The 26,391-nt window shown below is 59.2% G+C and carries 28 protein-coding genes and 1 tRNA gene; 18 read left to right on the plus strand and 11 right to left on the minus strand.

Annotation, left to right across the window (positions count from 1 at the left end):
- Positions 1-23 precede the first annotated feature (23 nt).
- From ACA057_RS07030 to ACA057_RS07045, 4 genes are read right to left on the minus strand one after another with little or no spacing between them, the layout of a single operon-like run.
- Complete coding sequence (locus ACA057_RS07030) at positions 24-1,058, minus strand: AbrB family transcriptional regulator (protein WP_497346993.1); 1,035 nt, start codon at positions 1,056-1,058, stop codon at positions 24-26.
- The gene (locus tag ACA057_RS07035; protein WP_497346995.1) at positions 1,051-2,565 is read right to left on the minus strand and encodes a tripartite tricarboxylate transporter permease; all 1,515 of its coding nucleotides are present in this window, start codon (positions 2,563-2,565) and stop codon (positions 1,051-1,053) included. The genes ACA057_RS07030 and ACA057_RS07035 overlap by 8 nt, the downstream gene beginning before the upstream one ends.
- A 1-nt stretch (position 2,566) precedes the next feature.
- Entirely contained in the window at positions 2,567-3,025 is a 459-nt protein-coding gene (locus tag ACA057_RS07040; protein ID WP_064679264.1) for a tripartite tricarboxylate transporter TctB family protein, read from the minus strand.
- A 59-nt stretch (positions 3,026-3,084) separates the two neighbouring features.
- A complete protein-coding gene (locus ACA057_RS07045; protein ID WP_497346997.1) occupies positions 3,085-4,062 on the minus strand; it encodes a Bug family tripartite tricarboxylate transporter substrate binding protein in 978 nt (325 codons plus the stop codon).
- A 391-nt stretch (positions 4,063-4,453) separates the two neighbouring features.
- Here ACA057_RS07045 and ACA057_RS07050 point away from each other — a divergent pair, with 391 nt between their 5' ends.
- Together ACA057_RS07050 and ACA057_RS07055 are read left to right on the plus strand one after the other, a co-directional pair.
- Positions 4,454-5,125, plus strand: coding sequence for a response regulator (locus ACA057_RS07050; RefSeq protein WP_059406685.1), 672 nt, complete (start codon positions 4,454-4,456; stop codon positions 5,123-5,125).
- Positions 5,118-6,503 carry a sensor histidine kinase gene (locus ACA057_RS07055; protein WP_497346999.1) on the plus strand — a complete coding sequence of 462 codons (1,386 nt, stop codon included), beginning with the start codon at positions 5,118-5,120 and terminating at the stop codon, positions 6,501-6,503. The genes ACA057_RS07050 and ACA057_RS07055 overlap by 8 nt, the downstream gene beginning before the upstream one ends.
- 126 nt (positions 6,504-6,629) lie before the next feature.
- Here ACA057_RS07055 and ACA057_RS07060 read toward each other — a convergent pair whose 3' ends face one another.
- On the minus strand, positions 6,630-7,451 hold the full coding sequence (locus ACA057_RS07060) for an HDOD domain-containing protein (protein ID WP_497347001.1): 822 nt from the start codon (positions 7,449-7,451) through the stop codon (positions 6,630-6,632).
- A 35-nt stretch (positions 7,452-7,486) separates the two neighbouring features.
- Positions 7,487-8,428 carry a CAF17-like 4Fe-4S cluster assembly/insertion protein YgfZ gene (gene ygfZ, locus ACA057_RS07065; RefSeq protein ID WP_497347003.1) on the minus strand — a complete coding sequence of 314 codons (942 nt, stop codon included), beginning with the start codon at positions 8,426-8,428 and terminating at the stop codon, positions 7,487-7,489.
- Positions 8,429-8,577: 149 nt separating this feature from the next.
- On the opposite strand from ygfZ, the gene ACA057_RS07070 reads away from it, so the two are divergent.
- The gene (locus tag ACA057_RS07070) at positions 8,578-8,832 is read left to right on the plus strand and encodes an FAD assembly factor SdhE (RefSeq protein ID WP_007944081.1); all 255 of its coding nucleotides are present in this window, start codon (positions 8,578-8,580) and stop codon (positions 8,830-8,832) included.
- The gene (locus ACA057_RS07075; protein WP_497347005.1) at positions 8,816-9,268 is read left to right on the plus strand and encodes a protein YgfX; all 453 of its coding nucleotides are present in this window, start codon (positions 8,816-8,818) and stop codon (positions 9,266-9,268) included. Before ACA057_RS07070 ends, ACA057_RS07075 begins: the two co-directional genes overlap by 17 nt.
- Here the strand turns inward: ACA057_RS07075 and nadB are convergent.
- Positions 9,237-10,853, minus strand: a complete 1,617-nt coding sequence (gene nadB / locus ACA057_RS07080) for an L-aspartate oxidase (protein WP_497347007.1) — start codon at positions 10,851-10,853, stop codon at positions 9,237-9,239. The genes ACA057_RS07075 and nadB overlap by 32 nt on opposite strands.
- Positions 10,854-11,409: 556 nt before the next feature.
- On the opposite strand from nadB, the gene rpoE reads away from it, so the two are divergent.
- The 4 genes from rpoE to ACA057_RS07100 all read left to right on the plus strand — a co-directional run bounded on the left by rpoE (position 11,410) and on the right by ACA057_RS07100 (position 15,183).
- On the plus strand, positions 11,410-11,991 hold the full coding sequence (rpoE, locus tag ACA057_RS07085) for an RNA polymerase sigma factor RpoE/AlgU (RefSeq protein WP_007944079.1): 582 nt from the start codon (positions 11,410-11,412) through the stop codon (positions 11,989-11,991).
- Between the two features lie 30 nt (positions 11,992-12,021).
- Complete coding sequence (locus tag ACA057_RS07090) at positions 12,022-12,609, plus strand: RseA family anti-sigma factor (RefSeq protein WP_497347009.1); 588 nt, start codon at positions 12,022-12,024, stop codon at positions 12,607-12,609.
- Between the two features lie 8 nt (positions 12,610-12,617).
- Complete coding sequence (locus ACA057_RS07095; RefSeq protein WP_497347011.1) at positions 12,618-13,574, plus strand: MucB/RseB C-terminal domain-containing protein; 957 nt, start codon at positions 12,618-12,620, stop codon at positions 13,572-13,574.
- Between the two features lie 181 nt (positions 13,575-13,755).
- Positions 13,756-15,183 carry a DegQ family serine endoprotease gene (locus tag ACA057_RS07100; protein ID WP_497347013.1) on the plus strand — a complete coding sequence of 476 codons (1,428 nt, stop codon included), beginning with the start codon at positions 13,756-13,758 and terminating at the stop codon, positions 15,181-15,183.
- Between the two features lie 66 nt (positions 15,184-15,249).
- Here the strand turns inward: ACA057_RS07100 and ACA057_RS07105 are convergent, their stop codons facing one another.
- Positions 15,250-16,683 (minus strand): M48 family metalloprotease, encoded by a 1,434-nt coding sequence (locus ACA057_RS07105; protein ID WP_497347015.1) that lies wholly within the window; start codon positions 16,681-16,683, stop codon positions 15,250-15,252.
- A gap of 98 nt (positions 16,684-16,781) precedes the next feature.
- Between ACA057_RS07105 and ACA057_RS07110 the strand changes: the two genes are divergently transcribed.
- Both ACA057_RS07110 and ACA057_RS07115 read left to right on the plus strand, forming a co-directional pair.
- The gene (locus tag ACA057_RS07110; protein WP_401360105.1) at positions 16,782-17,021 is read left to right on the plus strand and encodes a sulfurtransferase TusA family protein; all 240 of its coding nucleotides are present in this window, start codon (positions 16,782-16,784) and stop codon (positions 17,019-17,021) included.
- Between the two features lie 32 nt (positions 17,022-17,053).
- Positions 17,054-18,124 (plus strand): AI-2E family transporter, encoded by a 1,071-nt coding sequence (locus ACA057_RS07115; RefSeq protein WP_497347018.1) that lies wholly within the window; start codon positions 17,054-17,056, stop codon positions 18,122-18,124.
- A gap of 130 nt (positions 18,125-18,254) precedes the next feature.
- On the opposite strand, the gene ACA057_RS07120 is transcribed toward ACA057_RS07115, so the two are convergent.
- Both ACA057_RS07120 and ACA057_RS07125 read right to left on the minus strand, forming a co-directional pair.
- Positions 18,255-18,728, minus strand: coding sequence for a peroxiredoxin (locus tag ACA057_RS07120; protein ID WP_497347020.1), 474 nt, complete (start codon positions 18,726-18,728; stop codon positions 18,255-18,257).
- Between the two features lie 10 nt (positions 18,729-18,738).
- Positions 18,739-19,299 (minus strand): glycine cleavage system transcriptional repressor, encoded by a 561-nt coding sequence (locus ACA057_RS07125; RefSeq protein WP_401360097.1) that lies wholly within the window; start codon positions 19,297-19,299, stop codon positions 18,739-18,741.
- A gap of 329 nt (positions 19,300-19,628) precedes the next feature.
- On the opposite strand from ACA057_RS07125, the gene dapA reads away from it, so the two are divergent.
- The 5 genes from dapA (at position 19,629) to ACA057_RS07150 (ending at position 23,321) form a co-directional block, all read left to right on the plus strand.
- Positions 19,629-20,507: a 4-hydroxy-tetrahydrodipicolinate synthase gene (gene dapA / locus ACA057_RS07130; protein ID WP_401360095.1), complete on the plus strand. Its 879-nt coding sequence runs from the start codon at positions 19,629-19,631 to the stop codon at positions 20,505-20,507.
- A gap of 17 nt (positions 20,508-20,524) precedes the next feature.
- Entirely contained in the window at positions 20,525-21,640 is a 1,116-nt protein-coding gene (gene bamC, locus ACA057_RS07135; RefSeq protein ID WP_497347023.1) for an NlpB/DapX family lipoprotein, read from the plus strand.
- A 6-nt stretch (positions 21,641-21,646) separates the two neighbouring features.
- On the plus strand, positions 21,647-22,405 hold the full coding sequence (locus ACA057_RS07140) for an MBL fold metallo-hydrolase (RefSeq protein ID WP_497347025.1): 759 nt from the start codon (positions 21,647-21,649) through the stop codon (positions 22,403-22,405).
- A gap of 28 nt (positions 22,406-22,433) precedes the next feature.
- Positions 22,434-23,147: a phosphoribosylaminoimidazolesuccinocarboxamide synthase gene (gene purC, locus ACA057_RS07145; protein WP_008034929.1), complete on the plus strand. Its 714-nt coding sequence runs from the start codon at positions 22,434-22,436 to the stop codon at positions 23,145-23,147.
- A gap of 84 nt (positions 23,148-23,231) precedes the next feature.
- A tRNA-Ser gene (locus ACA057_RS07150) sits at positions 23,232-23,321 on the plus strand.
- A 454-nt stretch (positions 23,322-23,775) separates the two neighbouring features.
- Here ACA057_RS07150 and ACA057_RS07155 read toward each other — a convergent pair.
- Positions 23,776-24,804 carry an IS110 family RNA-guided transposase gene (locus ACA057_RS07155; RefSeq protein WP_497342339.1) on the minus strand — a complete coding sequence of 343 codons (1,029 nt, stop codon included), beginning with the start codon at positions 24,802-24,804 and terminating at the stop codon, positions 23,776-23,778.
- Between the two features lie 425 nt (positions 24,805-25,229).
- Here ACA057_RS07155 and ACA057_RS07160 point away from each other — a divergent pair, with 425 nt between their 5' ends.
- The 3 genes from ACA057_RS07160 (at position 25,230) to ACA057_RS07170 (ending at position 26,386) form a co-directional block, all read left to right on the plus strand.
- Positions 25,230-25,484: a type II toxin-antitoxin system HicA family toxin gene (locus tag ACA057_RS07160; protein WP_497347027.1), complete on the plus strand. Its 255-nt coding sequence runs from the start codon at positions 25,230-25,232 to the stop codon at positions 25,482-25,484.
- Positions 25,481-25,813: a type II toxin-antitoxin system HicB family antitoxin gene (locus ACA057_RS07165; protein ID WP_497347029.1), complete on the plus strand. Its 333-nt coding sequence runs from the start codon at positions 25,481-25,483 to the stop codon at positions 25,811-25,813. The genes ACA057_RS07160 and ACA057_RS07165 overlap by 4 nt, the downstream gene beginning before the upstream one ends.
- 237 nt (positions 25,814-26,050) lie before the next feature.
- Positions 26,051-26,386 carry a hypothetical protein gene (locus ACA057_RS07170; protein WP_497347031.1) on the plus strand — a complete coding sequence of 112 codons (336 nt, stop codon included), beginning with the start codon at positions 26,051-26,053 and terminating at the stop codon, positions 26,384-26,386.
- Positions 26,387-26,391 lie beyond the last annotated feature (5 nt).

Consider the following 26,391-nt stretch of genomic DNA (forward strand, 5'->3'; position numbering starts at 1 on the left):
TGGCGATGAATTCAACTCGGTCTTTACTCTGGATCGCGGTTCCAATACTTGAACAACGGCTCCGCCAGAAACAACACAAACAACAACCGCATCACCTGCATCGCCGTCACCAGCGGCACCGACAATTGCAGCGTCTCCGCCGTCAGGCTCATCTCCGCAATCCCGCCGGGCATCATGCCCAATGTCAGTGAGCGCAAATCCAGATGGGTCAGCGCACTCAAGCCCAGAGCGGCCAGTGTGGCAATCAACATGGTCAGCACTGTACCGATCAACGTCCGCCCCATGAACGAAGGGGCACGGCGGAAGAATTGCCGGTTGAAGTGACACCCCAACCCACTGCCGATCAGCCATTGGCCGATCTGGCTGCCGCCATTCGGCAAGCCAACGTGCAGATCCCAACCAATGCTCACCGCCGCGCTGACCAGCAACGGCCCGAACAGCCACGGATTGGGTTGACGAAGGCGTTCCCACAGCCAGGCCGCCAATGCACCTGCCGGGAATAGCAGCGCCAGCCACCACCAATTGACGACGCTCGGATGGAAAACCGGCGCGCCATTGCCCAGCAAATACTTGAACGCTGCCGGCACGCACAGCACCACCACCAACACCCGCAAACTTTGCCCCGCCGCCACGCGACTGAGCACCGCACCGTTGCGGGCGCCGAGGTTGACCATCTCCCCGGAGCCGCCCGGCATGCTGGAAAAGAACGCCGTGGCGCGATCTTCACCGGTTCGCCGCATCAACCAGACGCCGACCACGGCCGACAGGCTGGTGACCAACGCACCGAAGAAGATCAGACCGAAGTGGCTCAGGACCTGCTCCATCACCACCGGGGTGAAGTGCAGGCCGATACCGATGCCGACAATCCACTGGCCGCACTTGCGGCCGCCAGGGATTTCCGCCAGTTGCCAGGGTGTCAGGCAGCGCACAAGGATGATCGCCAGCAACGAGCCGACCATCCACGGCAGTGGCCAACCGACCTGGCTGGCGAGGTAGCCGCCCAGCGCACCCACCAGCGGCGTGCCCCACCAGGCGTTGAACGGTGTTCGATCAGACATCGGCAATAACGCGCCGGGCAACCGAACGCTTGCGCCAGATCCGCAGCAGCGGCATCAGCAGCATGATCGCGGTCAGCACCCACACACCGAAGGTAATCGGGCTCGACCAGAGGATTTCCAGCGCACCGTTGGAAATCGACAGGGCGCGCCGCAAATTCTGCTCCATCAAACCGCCGAGGATGAAGCCCAGCAGCACCGGCGACAACGGGAAGTCCAGCTTGCGCAGGATGTAACCGAAGATGCCGATACCGATCATCAGGAACAGGTCGAACGTGGTGGCGTGCACCGCGTAGACCCCGATCCCGGTAATGATCGCGATCACCGGCACCAGCGCCCAGTTCGGCACGGCCAGAATGCGGGTGAAGATGCGGATCATCGGAATGTTGAGGATCACCAGCATGATGTTGGCGACGAACAACGAAGCGATCAGGCCCCAGACGATGTCAGGCTGTTGTTGGAACAGCAACGGACCGGGCGTGATGTTGTACAGCGAAAGCGCGCCGATCATCACCGCCGTGGTGCCCGAACCCGGAACGCCCAGGGTCAGCATCGGCACCAGTGCACCGCAGGCTGCACCACCGATGGCGGTTTCCGGTGCCGCGAGGCCACGCATATCGCCTTGTCCGAATGTGCCCTTGGCGCCGGCGATACGTTTCTCGGTCATGTAAGCCACGGCGCTGGCGAGCGTAGCGCCGGCACCCGGCAAAACGCCCATGATGAAGCCCAGCAGACCGCAGCGGATGTTCACCACGAACACCGACGACGCTTCCTTGAAGTTGAACATCATGCGCCCGGTGGCTTTCACCGCTTCCTGGCCACGATGGGTTTTTTCCAGCAGTAGCAGGATTTCACTGATCGAGAACAGGCCCAGCACCAGAACGACGAACTGAATACCGTCAGTCAAATGGATGTTGTCCCCGGTGAAACGGTACACGCCGCTGTTGGCGTCGATCCCGACGGTCGACAGGAATAGACCGATCAGCGCGGCGATAAACGTCTTCAACGGACGATCACCCGCCATGCCGCCGAGACAGACAATCGCAAACACCATCAGCACGAAATATTCCGCCGGTCCGAAGGCAATCGCCCACTTCGCCAGCAGCGGGGCGAACAGCACCATGCCGCAGGTGGCGATGAAGGCACCGATGAACGAACTCCACGCCGACAGCGACAGGGCCACACCGGCCAGGCCTTTGCGGGCCATCGGGTAACCGTCGAGGGTGGTCATCACGGTGGAGGCTTCGCCTGGAATGTTCAGCAGGATCGAGCTGATCCGGCCGCCGTATTCGCAACCCAGGTACACCGCCGCCAACAGAATCAGCGCCGACTCCGGCGGCAAACCGAGGGCGAAGGCGATCGGGATCAGCAACGCCACGCCGTTGATCGGACCCAGGCCTGGCAACAGGCCGACCACGGTGCCAATCAAGGTGCCGCAGAGCGCGGTCACCAGGTTGTACGGGCTCAGCGCGACGCCGAAGCCCTGACCCAAATAGCCAAGAGTATCCATATCAGTTCTCCAGAACGTCGAGCACGCCCAGCGGCAGTGGCACGTCCATCACTTTGTCGAACAGCAGATAAAGACCGACGGCCATCACGCTGATAATCACTGCACTGGGCAGCCAGCGACCGCCATACAGGCGAGCCATGGGGACTCCGATCAGAATGCTGGCGACGATGAAACCAAGGGGTTCGAAAGTCCCGGCGAACATCAGCAACAGCACCACACAAATGCCGATTTTGGTCAGGGTTTCGCGGTCCAGTTTCGGGTCGTCATCACTGTGGATGATCGGCGTCGGGCGAAACACCATGTACAGCAGGCCAAGGCCCATCAGGCCGAGCATCAACAGCGGAAAGGCCCGAGGCCCCACAGGTTCGTAGGAAAAAGCGGCCTGATACGGCCAGGCCATCAGTGCCAGGCCGATACAGGCCAGCAACAGCACTGAAGCAAAAATGCGTTGTAAGAGCATGGGGAACTCCTGTGCCACGGCCCCGGTAGAACGGGGCCGCAGCCGCTAGACAAAGACGATCACTGAATCAGGCCGAACTCTTTGGCCAGCACTTTGTAGTCCGCGACCTGCTTCTTCACATAGGTGTCCAGCTCCGGGCCGGTCATGGCGAACGGGAACAGTTCACGCTGATCGCGCAGCTTGGCGAAGTCGTCGGAAGCCAGCAGTTTGTCGAAGGCGTCTTTCCACCAGGCGTAGTCTTCATCGCTGACTTTTGGCCCGAGGTAGAAACCGCGAACCACCGGCCAGACGATGTCGTAGCCTTGCTCCTTGGCGGTCGGAATGTCTTTCATTTCCGGCTCGTCGAGGCGCTTCTCCGAGAACACGGCGAGCAGGCGCATGTCGCCGCTGAGGATGTGCGGCATGGAGTCGGAGATGTCGGTGCTGCCGACCTGGATGTGGCCGCCAAGCAGGGCGGTGGCGATTTCACCGCCGCCTTCGAGGGCGACGTAGCGCAAGTCGCGCGGGTTGATCCCGGCGGCTTTGGCGATCAGTGCGGTTTGCATCCAGTCCTGGCTGCCGACGGTGCCGCCGGAACCGATCACCACTTTGCTCGGGTCTTTCTTCAGCGCTTGAACGAGGTCGTCGAGGTTCTTGTAGGGCGAATCGCTTTTCACCGCGATCGCGCCGTAGCTTGTACCTACGGCGGCCAGCCAACGAACGTTGGATTCATCGAAACGCCCGAACTTGCCCTGCGCCAGGTTCAGCAGCGAACCGCTGGACCAGGCCACCAACGTACCAGCGTCGGCCGGACGCTGTGCCACTACTGCGTTGTACGCCACAGCGCCGACACCGCCGGGCATGTAGGTCACGCGCATTGGTTTGCTCAGCAGTTTCTCGTTGACCAGCGCGCTCTGCACCAGTTTGCAGGTCAGGTCGAAACCACCGCCCGGCGAGGCCGGGGCGATGCATTCCGGGCGTTTGGGTTCGGCCATCAGGTGGCCGGCAAACAGCACACAGCTGGCGGCAAGGGCGAAACGGCGCAGTGATCGGTTCATGGTGTCTCCACGGGAGTTATTGTTTTTGGGGATGTTTCAGATGCGTCGGTTTTGCGCTGTGCGCCCGGCTTCGGCGCTGGCGAGCGTAAACGATGAAAATCGGGGGGAAGGGTGCGGCGGGCAAGCCTGAAGCTGTGTGGACAGCATGGTGCAGTACCTCGTTATTGTTCTTATTTGGCGAAAACGCATCAAGGCGTTTTTCGGGAGCTACATTTCAAAGCACGATTCGATGGCTTGCAGACGAAACCATCCGTGGGCCGACTCTAACGGGCGAACCTTTCACTAACCTTTCAGCAGGCTTTCATGGTTTTCGGGCTTCACAGCGGCGGATGCGGCTGTAAACTCCGCGCCAAAGAATGGCGTCGAACATCCCTGAATGAGGTAAAGATCCATGCGTGTTCTGCTCGTCGAAGACCATCTGCAGCTCGCCGAAAGTGTCGCCCAGGCACTCAAGAGCACCGGGCTGACCGTGGATGTGCTGCACGACGGCGTGGCGGCCGACCTGGCGTTGAGCAGCGAGGAATACGCCATGGCGATCCTCGACGTCGGCCTGCCGCGCATGGATGGTTTCGAAGTACTGGCGCGCCTGCGGGCCCGGGGCAAGAACCTGCCGGTGCTGATGCTGACCGCCCGCAGCGACGTCAAGGATCGGGTCCACGGCCTGAACCTCGGGGCCGACGACTACCTGGCCAAACCGTTCGAACTGACCGAACTCGAAGCACGGGTCAAAGCCTTGCTTCGCCGCAGTGTGCTCGGTGGTGAACGCCAGCAGACCTGCGGTGTGCTGTCTTACGATCTGGACACGCGGCGCTTCACCCTTGGCGAAGAATTGCTGACCCTGACCTCCCGCGAGCAGGCCGTGCTCGAAGCATTGATTGCCCGTCCCGGTCGGGTGATGAGCAAGGAGCAACTGGCTTCACAGGTGTTCGGCCTGGACGAAGAAGCCAGTCCCGATGCCATCGAGATCTACGTCCATCGTCTGCGCAAGAAACTCGACGGCCAACCGGTCGCCATCGTGACGTTTCGCGGTCTCGGCTACTTGCTGGAAAGCCGCGATGCATAAGCCCAGCAGCCTGCGCTGGCGGTTGCTGTGGAACCTCGCGCTGTTGTTGGTGGTGTTGATGCTGGCCAGTGGTTTGAGCGCGTACTGGAACGGTCGTGAAGCCGCCGACACCGCTTACGACCGCACCTTGCTGGCCTCGGCGCGGACCATCGCAGCAGGTGTCTCTCAGCGCGACGGCACGCTGAGTGCCGACGTGCCTTACGTGGCCCTCGATACGTTTGCCTACGACAGCGCGGGGCGGATTTTTTACCTGGTCAACGACATCAACCAAAAGCTGATTTCCGGTTACGAAAACCTCCCGCCACCGCCGCCAGGCACGCCGCGCACCGATGACTATCCGGCGCTGGCGCGTTTCTACAATGCCAAATATCAGGGGCAAAATGTACGCGTGGTGAGCCTGCTCAAGCCCGTGAGCGAGCCGAACATGAACGGCATGGCGGAAATCCGCGTGGCGGAAACCGATGAAGCGCGAGTCAGCATGGCCCGCAGCCTGGCGGCTGATACATTACTGCGCCTGGGCATGCTGGCGGTGGGGGCGTTGTTGCTGGTGTGGTTTGCGGTCAGTGCGGCGTTGCGCCCGCTGGAGCGTTTGCGCACGGCGGTGGAAGAGCGCCAATCAGACGATCTGCGGCCGTTGCCGCTGGTGGAAGTGCAGCATGAGTTGTGGCCACTGGTGCGCGCGCTCAATCACTTTACCGAGCGTTTGCGCGAGCAATTCGAGCGTCAGGCGCAATTCATCGCCGATGCCGCGCATGAACTGCGCACACCGCTGGCCGCGCTCAAGGCGCGACTCGAACTGGGCCTGCGTTCAAGCGAACCCGACACCTGGCGCAACACCCTGGAAACCGCCGCCCAAGGCACGGACCGCCTGACCCATCTGGCCAATCAATTGCTGTCGCTGGCCCGCGTCGAAAACGGCGCTCGGGCCATTGCCGAAGGCGGAGCGCAGTTGCTGGATCTGAGCCAGTTGGCCCGGGAACTGGGCATGGCCATGGCGCCGCTGGCCCACGCACGCGGCGTGGCCCTGGCGCTGGAAGCGGACGAGCCGGTGTGGCTGCGCGGTGAGCCGACGCTGTTGAATGAACTGTTGAGCAATCTGGTGGACAACGCGCTGGCCCACACACCACCGGGCGGCAATGTGATTCTGCGGGTTTCGGCACCAGCGGTGTTGGAAGTCGAGGACGATGGGCCAGGGATTCCGGTTGATGAGCGGGATCGGGTGTTCGAACGCTTTTATCGGCGTAACCAGCAGGTGGCGGGGTCGGGGTTGGGCTTGGCGATTGTCGGGGAAATCTGTCGCGCACACCTGGCGCAGATCAGTTTGCATGATGGTGAACACGCGGGGTTGAAGGTGCGCGTGAGTTTTATTGCGGGGTAGGTATGTGGTGTCTGGACCGGCCTCTTCGCGAGCAAGCCCGCTCCCACATTCGACCGCGTTTATCATGAAAGAACCGGGTCAAATGTGGGGGCGGGCTTGCTCGCGAAGGGCGCGACGCGGTCTCAATCAATAAAACATCGACCGCGACTCTTCCAGGTCACGGCACATCGACTCGTTCTCCGGGTCGATCCCCAGTTTCTCGAAGGCCGGCACACTGTACGCATCAATACGCGCGATGGGATGGTCGGTGCCCTTGTGGCAATACAAGCTGGCCACTTGCACGAGATCGACATAATCGACCCGTGCCGACTGGCGCTTGAAGTCCAGATACAGTCCCGGCACTTGCACCAGCTTCTCTGGAAACTCCCAGACCCTGAGCAGCTTGTCGCCCAGCAGCGGATGAATCTGGTCGATCACATGGTTGAGGCTGACCGGGTCAGACAGTAACTCATAGTGATCTTCGGCGTAGGTCAGGATCGGCAGCACGCCGATTTGATGCACCAGTCCGCCAAGGGCTGCCTGATCGGGTTTGAGTTGGGTGTAACTGCGGCACAGTGCATAGCTGACACCGGCGATTTCCAGACTTTTGCGCCAGACTTCGCGCATTTTCTGTTCCACCACCTCGGAGCGGGCATGGAAAATCTGTTCCATGACCAGGCCGATGGCCAGGTTGCTGCTGTAGTTGATGCCCAGGCGAGTGATCGCCGTGTGCAGGTCAGTGACTTCCTGGGTGGCACGCAGCAGTGGGCTATTGACCACTTTGATCAGGCGCGCCGACAACGCGGCATCGCGGCCGATCACTTTGCTCAGGGTGCTGATACTGATTTCCGGGTCTTCAGCGGCCTTGCGAATCTGCAGGGCCACTTCCGGTAGTGTTGGCAGAACCAGGTCATCGTTATCGATGGCCTCAACCAAATCCTGTTGGACCTTTTCCGCCAGCTCGCTCATTTCTACTCTCTAGGGTGTTGCAACCAATACGGCAATTAACGCTGGATTTCGCGATCGCGATCCAGTTGGTAAGGCAAGTCGAGCAGTTGCAGGGCGGGACCTTCCAGGGCGCCCACGTGGATGTCGCCGGCTTCTGCTGCTTCGGCTTGCAGCACGGCCAGGAGTTCAATGTTTTGCTCGCTGCGGGCGGCCAGCACCACTTCGCCGATGGAACTGCCGTGGGTCGGGGAAAACAGCGGTGTGCCGGGTTCCGGCAATTCGCTGGCATCCAGTTGCAGGCGATACAAGCGACGCTTGAGTTTGCCCAGGTACTGCATGCGCGCGACGATTTCCTGGCCGGTGTAGCAACCCTTCTTGAAACTCACACCGCCAACGGCTTGCAGGTTGAGCATCTGCGGGATGAACAGCTCGCGGGTGCCTGGCATCACCTGGCCGATCCCTGCGCGGACCTGGCCCAGCAGCCATTGATTGAGATCGCCTTCAGCGATCAGCGCGGACAGCTTGGCCTTGATGGCGTCGGCTTGGTCAGCGGCGACCCAGAGTTCGGCGCGGTCGGGCGAGACACGAATGGCAATCAGGCCATCGTTGCGCGCGACGCTGTCGGTGTCTGCCGGCAGGTCAAGACCGAGGCTGGTCAAGGCGGTATCGCCATGATCGATGCCGAAGCGGACCCAGGCGGCGCTTTCATCGGTCAGTTTGGACTTGGAGAACACCGCGTACTTTTTCAGGTCCGCCAGTTGTGGCTCCAGCAGTTCGGTGGCCATGGCCATCAACACGCCGTCACCTTGCAACAGGATACGGAAGCTCGATTGCATCCGGCCTTTCTGCGTGCAGCGGGCACCGAGACTGGCCTGGGTTTCGCTCAGGTAATTGAGGTTGCAGGTCAATTGGCCTTGCAGGAATTTACTGGCATCCGCGCCGCGGACCGCGAGAACGCCTTCGTGAGACAGGGTGCAGAAAAAAGCAGAATCGGCCATGGGTCATCGCAGGGTAAAGAGTCTGGTGGACATCATAAGGGGGCGCCCATGAAATGGGTAGTTCACAAAGGATCGGTAATGCCCGACCAAAGCCGAGTGTTCGATGGAGCAGGGGGCTGTATACTTGCCGCCTATTTGAGGAGCGCTCCATGGTCGAAGATGTTGAACTGAATCGCCTCTACTGGCACAGCCGCCGCGGCATGCTTGAGCTTGACGTGTTGCTGGTGCCGTTCGTGAAAGAGGTCTATCCGCACCTCAATGATGTCGACCGCGATTGCTACCGCAAGCTGCTCGAATGCGAAGATCAGGACATGTTCGGCTGGTTCATGGAACGGGCCGAATCGGAAGATCCGGAGCTTCAGCGCATGGTTCGCATGATCCTGGATCGTGTCCAGCCCAAGTAATTCGTTCGAATGCCGCTGGCATGCCTCACGGCAGTTGCTGGCGGCGTATCTTCTGGCCCAGCTGTTCGCGCTGGGTTCGCTTTGTATGCTCTCGATACCGATCTGGGCCAGTTTGCCCGGCGTTGTGCTGTGCCTGGCGCACGCCTGTTGGGCGCTGCCGCGGCAGATTCTGCTGACGCACCCACAGGCATTTCGCGGTTTGCGTCGTGATGCCGATGGCTGGCAGTTGTGGAATCAGGCGGCGGGTTGGCAACCGGTGCAGCTACGCCCGGACAGCCTGGCGTTGCCGTTGGTCGTGGTGCTGCGATTTCGTTTGCGCGGCGAGCGGCGGGTCCGGGCGATTTGCGTGCCTCGGGATTCGCAGGCGGCGGATGTGCACCGACGCCTGCGGGTTCGGCTCACGTTCAGTCGGCGTAGGTGGGCGGCACCAGAATAGTGTCCAGGGCGACCGGCAGCATGTTCGGATAGTCGAGGGTGTAATGCAGGCCGCGACTTTCCTTGCGTTCCATCGCTGACTGGATCATCAACTCGGCCACCTGGGCCAGGTTACGCAGCTCGATCAAATCCCGACTGACCTTGTAGTTACTGTAGAACTCGTCGATTTCGTCCAGCAGCAGCCGCACGCGGTGCTGCGCCCGTTGCAGGCGCTTGTTGGTGCGCACGATACCCACATAGTCCCACATGAATCGCCGCAGTTCGTCCCAGTTGTGCGCAATGATCACGTCTTCGTCGGAGTCGGTGACCTGGCTCGCGTCCCAGACGGGCAGGGCGATGGGAATCGACACCTGGGGCAACTGCTGAAGAATGTCCGCCGCCGCTGAACGCGCGTAGACGAAACATTCCAGCAACGAATTGCTGGCCATGCGGTTGGCGCCGTGCAGGCCGGTGAAACTGGTTTCGCCAATCGCATACAGCCCCGGCACGTCGGTGCGACCATTCTGGTCAACCATCACGCCACCGCAGGTGTAGTGCGCCGCCGGCACCACCGGAATCGGCTGCTTGGTGATGTCGATGGAGAACTCAAGGCAGCGTTCGTACACCGTCGGGAAGTGCGACTTGATGAACGCTTCGGGCTTGTGGCTGATGTCCAGATAGACACAGTCAATGCCCAGGCGCTTCATTTCATGGTCGATGGCCCGGGCGACGATGTCCCGTGGTGCCAGCTCTGCACGTGGGTCGAACCTGTGCATGAAGCGTTCGCCATTGGGCAGCTTCAGGTGAGCACCTTCGCCACGCAAGGCTTCGGTGATCAGAAAACTCTTGGCTTGCGGGTGATACAGGCAGGTTGGGTGGAACTGGTTGAATTCCAGATTCGCCACGCGGCAGCCCGAACGCCAGGCCATGGCAATGCCATCACCGCAGGCGCCGTCGGGGTTACTGGTATAGAGGTAGACCTTGGCGGCGCCACCGGACGCGAGGATGACGAAGCGTGCGCCGTAGGTGTCGACTTCGCCGCTGGCGCGATTGAGCACGTAGGCGCCGAGGCAGCGATCGCCTTCAAGGCCCAGGCGTTTTTCGGTGATCAGGTCGACCGCGACCCGCTGTTCCAGCAGTTCGATATTCGGCCTTTGCTTGGCTTGATCGAGCAGGGTTTTGAAAATTGCGGCGCCCGTGGCATCGGCGGCGTGGATGATGCGCCGATGGCTGTGGCCGCCTTCGCGGGTCAGGTGAAACTCGAATCCGCCATCTTCGGTGCCCGATTGTTCATCACGGGTGAAGGGCACGCCTTGGTCGATCAGCCATTGAATCGCTTCTTTACTGTGCTCGACGGTGAAGCGCACGGCGTCTTCATGACACAGGCCGCCACCGGCGTTAAGCGTGTCATCGACGTGGGATTCCACGGTATCGGTGTCATCCAGGACGGCAGCGACGCCGCCCTGGGCCCAGAAAGTCGAGCCATTGGCGAGGTCGCCTTTGCTCAGTACGGCGATGCGCAAATGACTGGGCAACGTCAGCGCAAGGCTCAAGCCGGCAGCGCCGCTGCCAATTACCAGAACATCATGTTGAAACTGTTGGCTCATTTCAGGATTCCGCTCAAAGCGACCCGGGTCGGGGTTGGCGCCAAACACCTGGATCGGCGAGTCAGGCAGCCACACAGCCCACTAGTATATAGAGGGGGGGAGCGGCACAATAGCCGAGCCCACATGGCATTGTGAAACTACTGTGACTGAAAAGACTGAACGCTTCGTCGGATGTTTTTTTAGCCGGTTCGGCGACAAGGGGACTGTATCGTGGATTTAACAGTCTTTTTCTGCTCACATGCGCACAATGTCGGTTCGGGCAGCTATAAATATTTGGAACTTTTGCCAAAAGGCCAAGATCAATAGACCGTTGCCTGAATCAAGGGACAGTGTCGGCTTCAGTGCGGGATTGCGGTTTGATCCTTGCTGGCGAATCCGATGACAAGATTATTCGCGCAGCCGGGTTAACCCGCGCTGCGCTTTTCGTGCGTGCCAAATCAGAGCCCGCAGGAAACTTGCTTGGAGGGGGAGAACTTTTGCGAAAAGCCCGAGTCTATGTTTGCAAGTCTGGTCGTTTAGTTATGCAAGCCTCCTCCGAGCTTATCGAGGAGTGTTCATGCTAACCCAGGAAGAGGATCAGCAGCTGGTCGAGCGCGTTCAACGCGGCGACAAGCGAGCTTTCGATCTGCTAGTGCTGAAATACCAGCACAAAATTCTCGGGTTGATCGTGCGTTTCGTGCACGACACCCATGAAGCCCAGGATGTGGCGCAGGAAGCCTTTATCAAGGCGTACCGTGCACTTGGAAATTTTCGCGGGGACAGCGCGTTTTACACGTGGCTTTACCGCATCGCCATCAACACGGCGAAAAACTATCTGGTTTCACGCGGCCGTCGGCCGCCGGATAGCGATGTCAGTTCCGAGGATGCAGAGTTCTACGATGGCGATCATGGCCTCAAGGATCTCGAGTCGCCAGAACGGGCTTTGCTGCGGGATGAGATCGAAGGCACCGTCCATCGAACCATTCAGCAACTTCCAGAAGATTTGCGTACGGCTTTAACTTTACGTGAATTCGATGGTCTGAGTTACGAGGACATTGCGGCCGTCATGCAATGTCCGGTGGGTACCGTGCGCTCCCGGATCTTCCGCGCTCGGGAAGCCATCGATAAAGCCCTGCAGCCGTTGTTGCAGGAAAACTGAGACAGCGGCGACAGCCAAGAGAGGAACGCCATGAGTCGTGAAGCCCTGCAGGAATCGCTGTCCGCAGTGATGGATAACGAAGCGGACGAATTGGAATTGCGTCGGGTGTTGAATGCCTTCGACGATGTTGAAACCCGTGATACATGGGCTCGTTATCAGATCGCTCGGGCAGTGATGCACAAGGATCTGCTGCTTCCACGCCTGGACATCGCTGCGGCAGTTTCCGCTGCGCTGGCTGACGAGGTTGTACCGGCAAAAGCTTCCCGTGGTCCATGGCGCAGCCTGGGTCGTCTGGCGGTTGCTGCTTCGGTCACCGTTGCTGTATTGGCAGGTGTTCGTCTGTACAATCAGGACGAAATCGCCGGTGTCGAACTGGCACAGCAATCCAGCCAATCGAGCCTGGCCGTTCCTCAGGTCAAGGGTCCAGCTGTATTAGCAGGCTACAATGAGAGTTCGGATGCCACTGGCCCTATGGCCAACGGCGTATTGCAAGGTCAACCAGGCTGGCACGATCAGCGTCTGCCAGGCTACTTGCGCCAACATGCTCAACAGGCTGCACTGAAAGGTACTGAGAGCGCTCTGCCTTACGCTCGTGCAGCAAGCCTGGAAAACCGTTAAGGAGGATCATGCGCGCCATCCCTCTACTTTCGCTTCTGCTCGGTGGCTGGTTTGTTGTTCCAGCCCATGCTGATGAAGCCCAGAACTGGTTGACCCGTCTGGGCCAAGCCGAGCAACAGCAAAGCTTTCAAGGCACTTTTGTTTACGAGCGAAACGGTAGTTTTTCTACCCATAACATCTGGCACCGCGTCCAGGATGGCAAGGTCCGCGAGCGTTTACTCCAGCTCGACGGCTCGGCACAGGAAGTCGTGCGCATTGATGGGCGTACTCAATGCGTCAGCGGCACCCTGATAGCAGGGCTTGGGGATTCACCCAATTCCACTGCTCGTGCACTCGATCCACAAAAACTCAAGAATTGGTACGACCTTGCCGTCATTGGCAAGTCGCGTGTGGCCGGGCGTTCGGCGGTGATCGTTTCACTGACGCCCCGCGATCAACACCGCTACGGTTTTGAACTGCATCTGGATAAAGAAACCGGCCTGCCGCTCAAGTCATTGCTGCTCAATGATAAAGGTCAGTTGCTGGAGCGATTCCAGTTCACGCAACTGGACACTGCCGGTGTTCCATCCGACAGCGACTTGCAACCCGGTGACGATTGCAAGGTTGTCACGCTGGACGTCGACAAGGCTTCTGCAGCCAAGGTCGCCCAGGCCTGGCATTCGGACTGGTTGCCACCCGGTTTCGAGCTGATCAGCAGCAGTGCGCGCAAGGATCCAACGACCAAAACCCAGGTCAACAGTCTGATGTATGACGATGGTCTGGCGCGTTTCTCGGTGTTTCTGGAGCCACTCAACGGTGGAACTGTCACCGACACTCGTACCCAGTTGGGGCCCACTGTTGCCGTGTCCCGGCGCTTGACGACACCGCAAGGCGAGATGATGGTCACAGTGGTTGGCGAGATTCCGATCGGGACCGCAGAACGGATTGCGCTGTCGATGCGCACCGATGCCACTGCAACCAAGTAGTGAACCGAGATCGAAATGTTTGGTGAGCATTTCAGTTTGCAAAAAATCCCAAAATTTTTTATAGGTCAGAGCCCTCGGCTCTGGCCTTGTTTTGTTGTTCCCGGAACAAAAATACCGGCGTATCGTTCCCGGTGTTCCTTGCTCCATATCGCTTAACCATGCTCGTCGTAACGGGAGCCGTATGTCGATACCACGCTTGAAGTCTTATCTGTCCATCTTCGCCACTGTGCTGGTGCTGGGTCAGGCGGTCTCTGCGCAAGCAGTCGAATTGCCTGATTTCACGCAACTGGTCGAGCAGGCCTCGCCCGCGGTGGTGAACATCAGTACCACGCAAAAATTGCCGGACCGTAAAGTGTCGAGCCAGGACATGCCTGATCTCGAAGGCTTGCCTCCAGCCCTGCGCGAGTTCTTCGAGCGTGGCTTTCCACAGCCGCGTTCGCCTCGCGGCGACCGTCAGCGTGAAGCCCAGTCCTTGGGCTCGGGTTTCATCATCTCGTCTGATGGCTATATTTTGACCAACAACCACGTGATCGCAGATGCCGACGAAATTCTCGTGCGTCTCTCCGACCGCAGTGAATTGAAAGCGAAGCTGGTTGGCACCGATACGCGGTCCGATGTGGCGTTGCTGAAAATCGAAGGCAAGGATCTGCCGGTCCTCAAGCTCGGCAAATCCCAGGACTTGAAAGCCGGTCAATGGGTCGTGGCGATCGGCTCACCGTTCGGCTTTGACCATACCGTGACCCAAGGTATCGTCAGCGCCGTCGGTCGCAGTCTGCCGAACGAAAACTATGTGCCGTTCATCCAGACGGACGTGCCGATCAACCCGGGTAACTCCGGTGGTCCGCTGTTTAACCTGGCCGGCGAAGTGGTGGGGATCAACTCACAGATCTACACCCGCTCCGGCGGTTTCATGGGCGTGTCGTTCGCGATTCCGATCGACGTGGCGATGGACGTTTCCAATCAGCTGAAAAGCGGCGGCAAAGTCAGCCGTGGCTGGTTGGGGGTCGTCATCCAGGAAGTGAACAAGGATCTGGCCGAGTCGTTCGGTCTTGAGAAGCCCGCCGGTGCGCTGGTAGCGCAGATTCAGGAAGATGGCCCGGCTGCCAAGGGTGACCTGCAAGTAGGCGACGTGATCCTGAGCATGAACGGCCAGCCGATTATCATGTCTGCCGATCTGCCGCACCTTGTGGGCGCGCTGAAAGCCGGCTCGAAAGCGGATCTGGAAGTGATTCGCGACGGCAAGCGCAAGAAAGTCGAGTTGACGGTCGGCGCTATTCCAGAAGAAGGCAAAGAGCTGGATGCCCTGGCAAAGTCCGGCGTTGAGCGCAGCAGCAATCGCCTGGGTGTTTCCGTGGCGGAGCTGACCGAAGAACAGAAGAAAACCTACGACCTCAAGGGCGGCGTGGTCATCAAGGAAGTCCAGGACGGTCCTGCTTCGTTGATCGGCTTGCAGCCAGGCGACGTGATCACTCACCTGAACAATCAGGCGATTGGTTCCACCAAGGAGTTCACGGAAATCGCCAAGGCGCTGCCGAAGAACCGCTCGGTGTCGATGCGAGTCCTGCGTCAAAATCGCGCCAGCTTCATCACCTTCAAACTGGCTGAATAAACCGGTTGTTGGCTGAATAAAAAACCGCCTCGAAAGAGGCGGTTTTTTTGTGCCTGCTGAAAAGCGTCAGCCCATCATGTCCTTGATCATGCGTTCCTGCTCCATCAGCTCCCGTTGACGTGCGTCGATACGCGACGACAGCGGGAAGTTGGTGCCGGCCTTGCGCTTGGCGAAGTCCAGTTGCTGGATGGCCTGACGGTAGTCGCCGACCAGCGCAAAGTATTCGGCGCGGGCCTGATGCAGGCCGATGATGTTGCCGGACAAGCCGCGGGTCTCGGCCACCATGTACCAGACGTCGGGATCGTCCGGACGGCTCTTGAGCAGATTCTCCAGGGCTTTTTCCGCTTCCGGTGCACGGTTCTGCTTGAGCAGCAGGTCGACCCGTACCTGATTCAACGGATAGTTGCCCGGATACTGAGTCAGCAACCGGTCGACCCGGGTTTGGGCATCCGGCAAGCGATTGTTGGTGATGTCCAGATCGACCTGAGCCAGGTTGTAGATGATCTCGTTCGGCGATTTGGCCAGCAGCAGCTTGAGGTTTTCCCGCGCTTCGTTCAGCTGGCCGCCCTTGATCTGGGCAATCGCCAAGCCGTAACGCGCAACATCGTTCTTCGGGTTTTCATCCAGGAGGGCGCGAAAACGCTTGGCGCCCAGGCCCGGGGTTTCTTCATAGATCAGCTGGACCCGCGCACGAATCAGCTGATAACGCATGGTGTCTTCGATGCCGCCCGGTTTGGCTTGCTCGGCGCGGTTGCGGGTGTCGGCGATCCGCGATTCGGTGACCGGGTGAGTCAGCAGGAATTCCGGTGGCTTGGCGTCGAAGCGGTATTGACGCGCCAACCGTTCGAACATGGTCGGCATCGAGCGTGGGTCGTAGCCGGCCTTTTCCAGATTGAGGATGCCGATGCGATCGGCTTCCTGCTCGTTTTGGCGCGAGAAGCGTCGCTGTTCCTGGATCGCTGCCGCCTGCGTGCCCGCAATGGCCGCGATCCCGGCATCGCCTGCACCGGCGGCGGCAATCACGATCCCGGCCAGCAAGGCGGCCATCATCGGCACTTGCATGCGCTGCTGGGCTTCAACGCCACGGGCGAAGTGGCGCTGCGACAAGTGAGCCAATTCGTGAGCGAGTACCGAGGCATATTCGCCTTCGGTCTGGGCATTGAGGAACAAACCGCCGTTGACCCCGACGATCCCGCCCGGTGCCGCGAAGGCGTTGAGTTGCGGGCTGTTGATCAGGATGAACTCCAGGCGCCGGTCATTGACCTGGCTGGTCTCGACCAGTCGGTAGACGCTGGATTCGACGTAGTCCTTGAGCTGCGGATCGTTGAGCTGGGAAACCTGGCTGCGCAACAACGCCAGCCAGGCGCGGCCCAACTGGTACTCCTGTTGCGGCGAGACGATGGCAGAACTGGCGTCGCCGAGTGACGGCAGGTCGTCGGCGAAGCCCGGTGAGGCGAGCAGGCAAGCGAGCGTCAGCAGGGTAGGGCGCAAAAAAGTCATGCACAAAGCCTTAGTCGACAAAGACCTTACTGTAGCCGGACAGTAAGCTTGGGACCAGATATTCTAAGCCGCTCAACCACCTGATCCGGAGTGACCCGATGACCGATGCTGTAGCCCATGACCTGGAGTTGGACGCCAGCGGTCTGAATTGTCCGTTGCCGCTGCTCAAGGCCAAGATGGAACTCAACAAAATGGCCAGCGGCGCGGTGCTCAAGGTCATTGCTACCGACGCGGGCTCACAGCGCGACTTCCGCACCTTTGCCCGTTTGGCCGGTCATACGCTGCTTCGTGAAGAAGATGAAGCGGGCGTTTACCGCTATTGGTTGAAAAAAGCCTGAAATCTACTGCGTTCGTTTCTAAGGGATTATTGATGTTCAAGGTGTTACGCGACTGGATTCAGCGCTACTTTTCCGACGAAGAAGCCGTGGTGCTGGCAGTTCTGCTGTTTCTGGCATTTACCGCCGTACTCACCTTGGGCGGCATGCTCGCGCCTGTGCTCGCCGGGATGGTGCTGGCGTATCTGATGCAGGGGCTGGTGGTCACTCTCGAGCGTCTGCGCGTACCGGGCGGGGTTGCGGTGGGGTTGGTCTTCGCGTTGTTCATGGGCGTGTTGCTGGTGTTCATCGTGGTCTTGGTGCCGTTGCTCTGGCATCAGCTGATCACGCTGTTCAACGAGTTGCCGGGCATGCTCGCCAAATGGCAGTCACTGCTATTACTGCTGCCGGAGCGCTACCCGCATCTGGTGTCGGACGAGCAGGTGCTGCAAGCCATCGAAGTGGCGCGGGGCGAGATTGGCAAGTTTGGCCAGTGGGCGCTGACATTCTCGCTGTCGAGTCTGCCGCTGCTGGTGAACATCATGATCTACCTGGTGCTGGTGCCGATCCTGGTGTTCTTCTTTCTCAAGGATCGGGAGATGATCGGCCAATGGGTGAGTGGTTACCTGCCGCGTGAGCGTACGCTGATCACCCGCGTCGCGCACGAGATGAACCGGCAGATCGCCAACTACATTCGCGGCAAGGTCATCGAAATCTTCATCTGCGGTGGCGCGACCTACATCGGTTTCGTCGTGTTGGGCCTCAACTATGCGGCGCTGCTGGCATTGCTGGTCGGCGTGTCGGTGGTGGTGCCTTACGTCGGAGCGGTGGTGGTGACCGTGCCGGTGCTGCTGATTGCGCTGTTCCAGTGGGGCTGGAGCGATCAGTTCATCTATTTGATGGCGGTCTACGGAATCATCCAGGTCCTGGACGGCAACGTGCTGGTGCCGCTGCTGTTCTCGGAAGCGGTCAACCTGCACCCGGTGGCGATCATCTGTGCGGTGCTGTTGTTTGGCGGGTTGTGGGGCTTTTGGGGGGTGTTCTTTGCGATACCCCTGGCGACGCTGTTCAAGGCGGTGCTGGATGCGTGGCCGCGCAAGGAGCCGGAGGTTGCGCCACTGCTTTGATTGGTCAGCTTTGGGGCCTCTTCGCGGGCAAGCCTCGCTCCTACAGGTTATACGTCAACCGTACCACTTGACGCATAACCTGTAGGAGCGAGGCTTGCCCGCGAAGGCGTCCGAACAGACGCCAAATGAATCAGGCTTTATTGAGGGCCTGGGCAGCCGCCAAAACAGCATCCACATGCCCCGGCACCTTCACACCCCGCCATTCCTGACGCAGCACACCGTCCTTGTCGATCAGGAACGTGCTGCGATCAACGCCCATGTATTCCTTGCCATACAGCTTTTTCAGCTTGATCACATCAAACAGCTGGCAAAGCGCTTCTTCCTTGTCGCTGATCAGCTCGAAGGTGAACGCTTGCTTGACCTTGAAGTTTTCATGGGATTTCAGGCTGTCGCGGGACACACCGAACACTTCGGTGTTGGCCGCTTTAAACGCCTCAAGCTGATCACGAAACCCCTGGCCCTGAGTGGTGCAGCCTGGTGTGCTGTCCTTCGGATAGAAGTAGATCACCACCTGCTTGCCTTTGAGGCTCGCGAGATTGACGGTCTGCCCGCTGGTGGCGGGTGCTTCGAAGTCGGCAACCGGTTGGTCGATGGCAACGGCCATGAAAGCTTCCTTACATTGGGTTTTGTGGGCGCCACGGTTCGATCAGCGCATCCAGGTTCAGCGCGTCGGCGAAGTCCAGGAACTGATCGCGCAACCAGCTGATCTGCACGCCGGCCGGCAAGGTCACGGTAAACGTGGCATTGAGCATGGTGCCGCCGGTTTGCGGAGCCTGATAGGTGTCGCAGGTCAGATTTTCCAGCTCGACGTTGTGATCCATGAAGAACTGGCACAACTCGTTGATGATGTCCGAGCGGTAGGCCGAGCTGACGTAGGCGACGTAAGGCAGGGCCTGGGGACGGTTCTCCAGGGCTGCGCTGCGCACCACGTTGACCGTGAAGGCGTGCTTCTTGGCGAGGCCCGGCAGACTGCCTTCCAGGCGCGCCAGGGCGTCCCAGCTACCGGAGATCTCGAGGACCAACGCACTGCACTCGCCGTGACGCGTCAGGCGAGAGGTGACCACGGCGCAGCGGTTTTCATGGCTGGCGCGGCACAGGACGTTAGTCAGCTCCATGGGGTTGGCGCCGAGGGCACTGATGACAAGGAATTGTTCGCGAACTGTGGGGGTGGACATGCAGCATTCCTAAAGCGATGAGCGGTCGATACGTCGACGGGCTTTTTTTACCGGAAACGAGCCTGCGGATGCGAATTCAGAAAGCCCGAGCCGCAAGGTTGCAACGTGCTCCAGAGTGGCAGGAGCGAAGGGTAGCAACGCTGGATCGGGGCTTGTGATGCCGAAAATGGAGGCTGGAACCCGGCGTACGAGCTTGTCAGTACCGATCAAAGTCTGAAGGGTAGCGAAAAGCGGCGCCAAGGGGAATGGCAGCAGCGCAGTACTTCGCTTGTACAAGCATCTTGGCGCCAGTACCATTACGGCTCTCTTTTTCCGGCAGGAGCGGTTGCATGATTGCGGGCAGTATGGTGGCACTGGTCACACCCATGGATGCACAAGGTCGTCTCGACTGGGACAGCTTGAGCAAACTGGTGGACTTTCACCTGCAAAACGGCACCCACGCCATCGTGGCGGTCGGCACTACAGGTGAATCGGCCACCCTCGACGTGAACGAACACATCGAAGTGATTCGTTACGTGGTCAAGCAAGTGGCAGGGCGCATCCCGGTGATCGCCGGTACCGGCGCCAACTCGACACGCGAAGCGATCGAGCTGACCTCCAATGCGAAGACCGCCGGCGCCGACGCCTGCCTGTTGGTGACGCCGTACTACAACAAGCCGACCCAGGAAGGCTTGTACCAGCACTTCAAGGCCATCGCCGAAGCCGTCGACATCCCGCAGATTCTTTATAACGTGCCTGGCCGCACCGCGTGCGACATGCTGGCCGACACCGTGATCCGCCTGTCGACCGTGAAAAACATCATCGGTATCAAGGAAGCCACTGGCGACCTGTCTCGCGCCAAAGCCATCATCGACGGCGTCAGCAAAGACTTCCTGGTGATCTCCGGTGACGACGCCACCGCAGTCGAGCTGATCCTGCTCGGCGGCAAAGGCAACATCTCGGTGACCGCCAACGTTGCCCCGCGTGACATGGCCGACCTGTGCAACGCTGCTCTGAAAGGCGACGCCGTCACGGCCCGCGCCATCCACGAAAAGCTGATGCCACTCAATAAAACCCTGTTTATCGAATCCAACCCTATTCCCGTGAAATGGGCACTGCATGAAATGGGCTTGATGCCGGACGGTATCCGTCTGCCGCTCACCTGGCTCAGCGCTGCCTGTCACGAACCGCTGCGGCAGGCCATGCGCCAGTCCGGCGTCCTGGTTTAATTGAGGAAGTACAACGCATGAAGCGAATGGCCGGACTTTCCGCACTTGCCTTGATTATCTCCAGCACCAGTGGCTGTGGATGGGTCTGGGGCCCGGAAGGTTATTTCCGTGACCGTGGTAGCGATTACCTGGAAGCGCAACAGACTGCACCGATGCAACTGCCGACCGATGTCAGCACCGCCAAGCGTCTGGATCCGCTGCTGCCGATCCCGCGCAACGTGGCCGATGACACCGTCAAGGGCGAATACGTCGTGCCGCGTCCGCAACCGCTGTCGGCGGCTGCCGACATCAGCTCGTACTCGCTGCAAAAGAGCGGTGATACGCGCTGGATCGTCGCGCAGAACCCGCCAGCCGAAGTCTGGCCAGTGGCGGTGCAGTTCTTCCAGGACAACGGTTTCCGTCTGGACGAACAGCGCCCGCAAACCGGCGAATTCACCACCACCTGGCAACATTCCGACGAACTGTCGGCAGCGATGGCCAAGCGCCTGAGCGCCGCCGGTGTGAGTGCGGACAACGAAGTCCGTGCTCGTGTCCGTATCGAGCCGGGTGTGCAGCGCAACACCAGCGAAGTCTATGTGGTCACCGCCGAGCGTCCTGCCGGCAGTACGTCCGACGTGGCCTTCACCAACCGTTCGGTCAACACCGGCCTGGACGCGGCACTGGTCGACGACATGCTGGCGAGCATGAGCCGCATTTCGGAGAAGGGCGGTTCGGTCTCCATGCTGGCCTCGCGTGATTCCGATACGCCCAATCGTGTCAGCCTGAGCGAAGACGGCAGCGGCAACCCGGTACTGAACGTCGGTACGGACCTGGATCGTGCCTGGTCGAGCGTCGGTCGTGCGCTGGAACAGGGCGAATGGCGCGTTGAAGACATCAACCGCAGCCTGGGTTTGTACTACATCAACCTGGCTGAAAAAGCCGAGAAGAAAGACGAGAAGCCGGGCTTCTTCAGCAGCCTGTTCGGCAGCGCGCCGAACAAGGAAGAAATCGAAGCCCGCGCCGAGCGTTATCAGGTTCGCCTGAGCAAAGTGGGCGATAGCGTGCAGGTCACCGTCGAGAAAAACATCAACACCGTGGCGCCGGCAGACGTGGCGCGCAAAGTGTTGAGCGTGATTCAAGACAACCTGGGCTGATCACACATGCGCTTTGCCGTTCTCGGCAGCGGTAGCCAAGGGAACGGCACGCTGATAGCCAGTGCTGATACGTATGTGCTGGTGGATTGTGGTTTCTCCCTGCGGGAAACCGAAAAACGCCTGCTGCGCCTGGGGGTAAACCCTGCGCAGTTGAGCGCGATACTCGTGACCCACGAACATGCCGACCACGTGCATGGCGTGGGTTTGCTGTCTCGGCGCTACAATCTGCCTGTCTACCTCAGTCGCGGCACCCTGCGCGGGATGCGCAAACCGATTGAACCCGCGGGCTTTTTGGCCGGCGGCGAGCAACTGCAGATCGGCAACTTGAACATCGGGGTCATTGCCGTGGCCCACGATGCTCAGGAACCGACGCAATATGTCTTCAGTGACGGTGAACGGCGCTTCGGCCTATTGACCGACCTGGGCTCGTATTGCAACAAGGTGCTGGACGGCTATCGGGACCTCGATGCGTTGATGATCGAGTCCAACCATTGCCGTGACATGCTGGCTCGCGGTCACTACCCCTACTTTCTCAAGCAGCGGGTGGGCGGTGAACTGGGACATTTGAACAACCACCAGGCGGCATTCCTGGTGTCCGAGTTGGGCTGGCAAGGCCTGCAACACCTGGTCCTGGCCCATCTGAGCAGCAAGAACAACCTGCCGCAGCTGGCCCGGCAATGTTTTGTCGACACCCTTGGGTGCGACCCGGACTGGCTGCAACTGGCCGATCAAGATTCAGGGCTCGACTGGCGACACATCGCCTAGCCCACCTACTTAGCAAGCGGAGCCCATCATGGAAAAACGTGAAGAACTCTACCGCGGCAAAGCCAAATCGGTTTTCAAGACCGACGACGCTGACCGCTTGATCCTGCTGTTTCGCAACGACACCTCGGCGTTCGACGGCAAGCGCATCGAGCAGCTCGACCGCAAAGGCATGGTGAACAACAAGTTCAACGCCTTCATCATGCAGAAACTCGAAGCAGCCGGCGTGCCGACTCAATTCGACAAACTGCTGGGTGATAACGAATGCCTGGTGAAAAAACTCGACATGATCCCGGTCGAGTGCGTCGTGCGTAACTACGCCGCCGGCAGCCTGGTCAAGCGCCTGGGCGTCGAAGAAGGCATGAAGCTCAACCCTTACACCTTCGAACTGTTCCTGAAGGACGACGCCAAGGGCGACCCGTTCATCAACGAATCCCACGTCGTGGCATTCGGTTGGGGCACCGCCGAGCAACTGGTTCGCATGAAAGAACTGTCGCTCAAGGTCAACGAAGTCCTGAGCAAACTGTTCGACGACGCCGGCCTGCTGCTGGTCGACTTCAAACTCGAATTCGGCGTGTTCTCCGACGGCTCCATCGTCCTCGGTGACGAATTCAGCCCGGACGGCTGCCGCCTGTGGGACAAGGCCACCGGCAAGAAAATGGACAAGGACCGCTTCCGCCAGGGCCTCGGTGACGTCATCGAAGCCTACGAAGAAGTCGCCAATCGTCTGGGCGTACCGCTTTAATCGACGCAAGCATCTGATAGCACGGAAAAAATTTGGCTTGGGGGGTTCGCTTCCGGCAAAAGTGTTGTTATGATGCGCGCCGTTGGAGAGATGCCAGAGTGGCCGAATGGGACGGATTCGAAATCCGTTGTACCTTCACCGGTACCTAGGGTTCGAATCCCTATCTCTCCGCCATTATTGAACAAGACTAAGCCCCCGTAATCATTGATGATTACGGGGGCTTTTTCGTTTCTGAGGTTTAGATTATGGCATTTTCAAGACATAAACCTCGTTTACACGCAGCTCTAGGGTGCTTTTTACAAGGTCTTAAGGAATGAACGGAGTGCATGCCTAAATTAGCTTTTACATCCGCTCTGCGAGCGCAGGGGTAGCGCTGCTATATCTATGGTTACCCCCTTTTCTGCAATACTGTTTTTGATGCGTGTTTGGCTTGCTTTCATCTATCCGGCGTCTGAGTGGGGTTATGGCCCCGCGCCTCGATGAGAATCGATGCCTAACGACCCTAATTAGAGTGACGGCCTTACAGCCGTGTAGCAGCTCAGGGTTGTCGTCAGGCCGGTTGGCCGTTCACGTCATCAGTTATCCAGCATCGCAAAACCAGGTGGGTGGTGCTCGGGTGACAGCGGGGTCAGGCGTTCATCGCGGCTGGCCCCGCATCGAATTCAGTGTGGTGGGCCGCAATCGCCCAGGCGATCCTTGCCAGCTTGTTGGCCAACGCACAAACCACGAGATTGGAGTGATGGTGGGACGCTATTAGCTGGCGGACCCACTCCGCCAAAGCGCCTTTTTGTCGGTCTACCTGAATCAAATAAACCCGGGCGCACTGGATGAGCAGACGCCTCTGGTTTCGGTCGCCGCGTTTACTAATGCCCAACAGCACGGTCTTGCCGCCCGTGGAATGCTGTTTCGGCACCAAGCCGATCGAGGCCGCATAGCCTCGGCCGCATTTGAACTGTTTGCCATCGCCCAACTCGGCAGCCAGGACGGTGGAGGTGATCGGGCCGACACACGGCATGGTCATCAAGCGCGCCGCCAGATCATCTTCAGCGGCCTGGCACTCCACGTCCTTGTCCAGCGCCTTGACCTGCCCATCCAGATAGTTGAAGTGCCCATGCAGCAGCATCAGATTTTTCTTGATGCGTTCAGAAAATGAACTCACTTCAAGCAACGCTGGAAGCTCTTTGATGGCTTTGAAGCCGACTGCCAGACTGACGCCCACCTCCAGCAGGGCTGCGTGAATCCGATTGACGGTCGCAGTGCGGTCTTTAATGAACGACTCACGTATCGAGTTGGACATGGCCAGCGCCTGCTGGGCTTGGGTTTTGGGCGGCACAAAACGCATCGTGGGCCGGGTCGCCGCCTCGCAGATTGCCTCGGCATCTGCGAAGTCGTTTTTGTTGCTTTTCACGTAAGGACGCACGAGATGAGGCGCAATGAGTTTGGGCGTGTGCCCCAGCTTTGCGACCTCTTGCGCCATGAAGTGGGCGCCTCCGCAGGCCTCCATCACGACTGTGCAGGACTCCAGGTTGGCCAGATACTGAATGAGCGTCATCCGATTGAATTTTTTGCGGCAAAGCTCATGACCGCGATCATCTTGCGCATGCAGGTGAAAGGAGTGTTTTCCCAAATCAATGGCGGCAATAGCTACTTTGTTCATGGCAACAGTCTCCGATGAGCCCCCGGTGAAAGCTTAGTGGGCGGCGATCACAGGGGGCGGCGGGGGTAGCCATTTCATTAGGGTGGCAACTGCGCGCGGGCTGGAAACCGGGAGCCAAGGAGATCGGCACGCCTGAATACGTCCCACGCACAGCCGGCATAACACACACCAACAAGGCGGTAACTTAACCAAAGGCACAGCAAACGTACCTACCTACGCAACTCTCGGAGTTTGCCTACAACTCCATCGAGAGTCACCTCTATATTCTCGTAACCGTCCTGAAAAAACTGAATCTCAGACACGAAAACGCCGCTTTCCTACTACTGGATAAGCGGCGTTCTTAAGCACGTGGAGAGTTCGCTTCACGCATCAGCGATGTGATTCGCGACTGCTAAAAAACCAGAACGGTATCATGATATAATACCATGAATAACAAACAGCTCAGCACCCTCAAAGCCGTATTCTCGAGGCCGACCCCGGCCACGCTCGAATGGGCCCGTCTCGAGTCTTTGCTCTCCGCCGTTGGCGCCAAAACCATCGAAGGCAGAGGATCACGAGTGCGCTTTGAACTCAATGGTGTGGTCGCAACCTTTCATCGACCCCATCCCGACAAAGAAGCCAAGCCCTACCAGGTGCGTGACGCTCGGGCTTTCCTTGAACAAGCAGGAGTTACCCCGTGAATGTGATGAATTACAACGGCTACGCCGCCCGAATTGAGTACAGCGACGAAGACGGCCTATTTGTTGGCCACATCGCGGGTATCAAGGATGTCGTGGGTTTTCATGGCGAATCAGTCAGTGAGCTTCGAGCGGCATTTGAAGAAGCCGTCACTGATTACCTGGAGACCTGCGCGACGCTCGGACGCGCACCGCAGAAACCCTATTCGGGTAACCTCAGTCTGCGCTTAGCGCCCGCGCTCCACGCGACAGTCGCCGTAAAAGCGCAGTTAGCCCACAAGAGTATCAATCAGTGGGTAGCAGACGTTCTGGATCGTGAGGCGCATGCCTGACGACGATGCATAACCAGGGGCAACGCACTCGCTACGGCCCCATGATCTATAAAGGGCGTTGACCCTCTTTATCGCCGTCGCATGGTGGTGAAATGGATTTGATCCCTCTCGCACCCCTCGCTCACATTGAAAAGCCCCGCAACTGAACTAACTGCGGGGCTTTGTCGTTTCTGATGGCTCAACCAGCTCATTAGCTATCATGCATACAGAGCAAATCACCGGATGACGGGGAAATGCATGAACAGGTGGCGACGGATTTGGTTGATTGTGAAGCTGATGGCAGCCGTTGCGGCGTGCCTGACGGCTTCTGTCCTGGCGTTTTTCTACATGATGGAAAGCCCCGACGCCGATCAAATTCACCCGTTGAGCATCGTGGTGGTGGGGCTGATCTTTGGTTTCATCGTTTTTGGACTGCTTTCACTGATTGATTGGGCTGTGGGCGCTTTGCTGGCTCCTGCTGACCCGATCATCCCCCAACCTCAAGCAGAAGTTGATAACGAGGCGGGGCTATCACCGGAACAGCCATTGAGCCTGCCTGCCGATGATTTAACTCGGCAGAAATCAGCGAACTGACTTTA

It is taken from the genome of Pseudomonas sp. LBUM1661 (assembly GCF_059695925.1).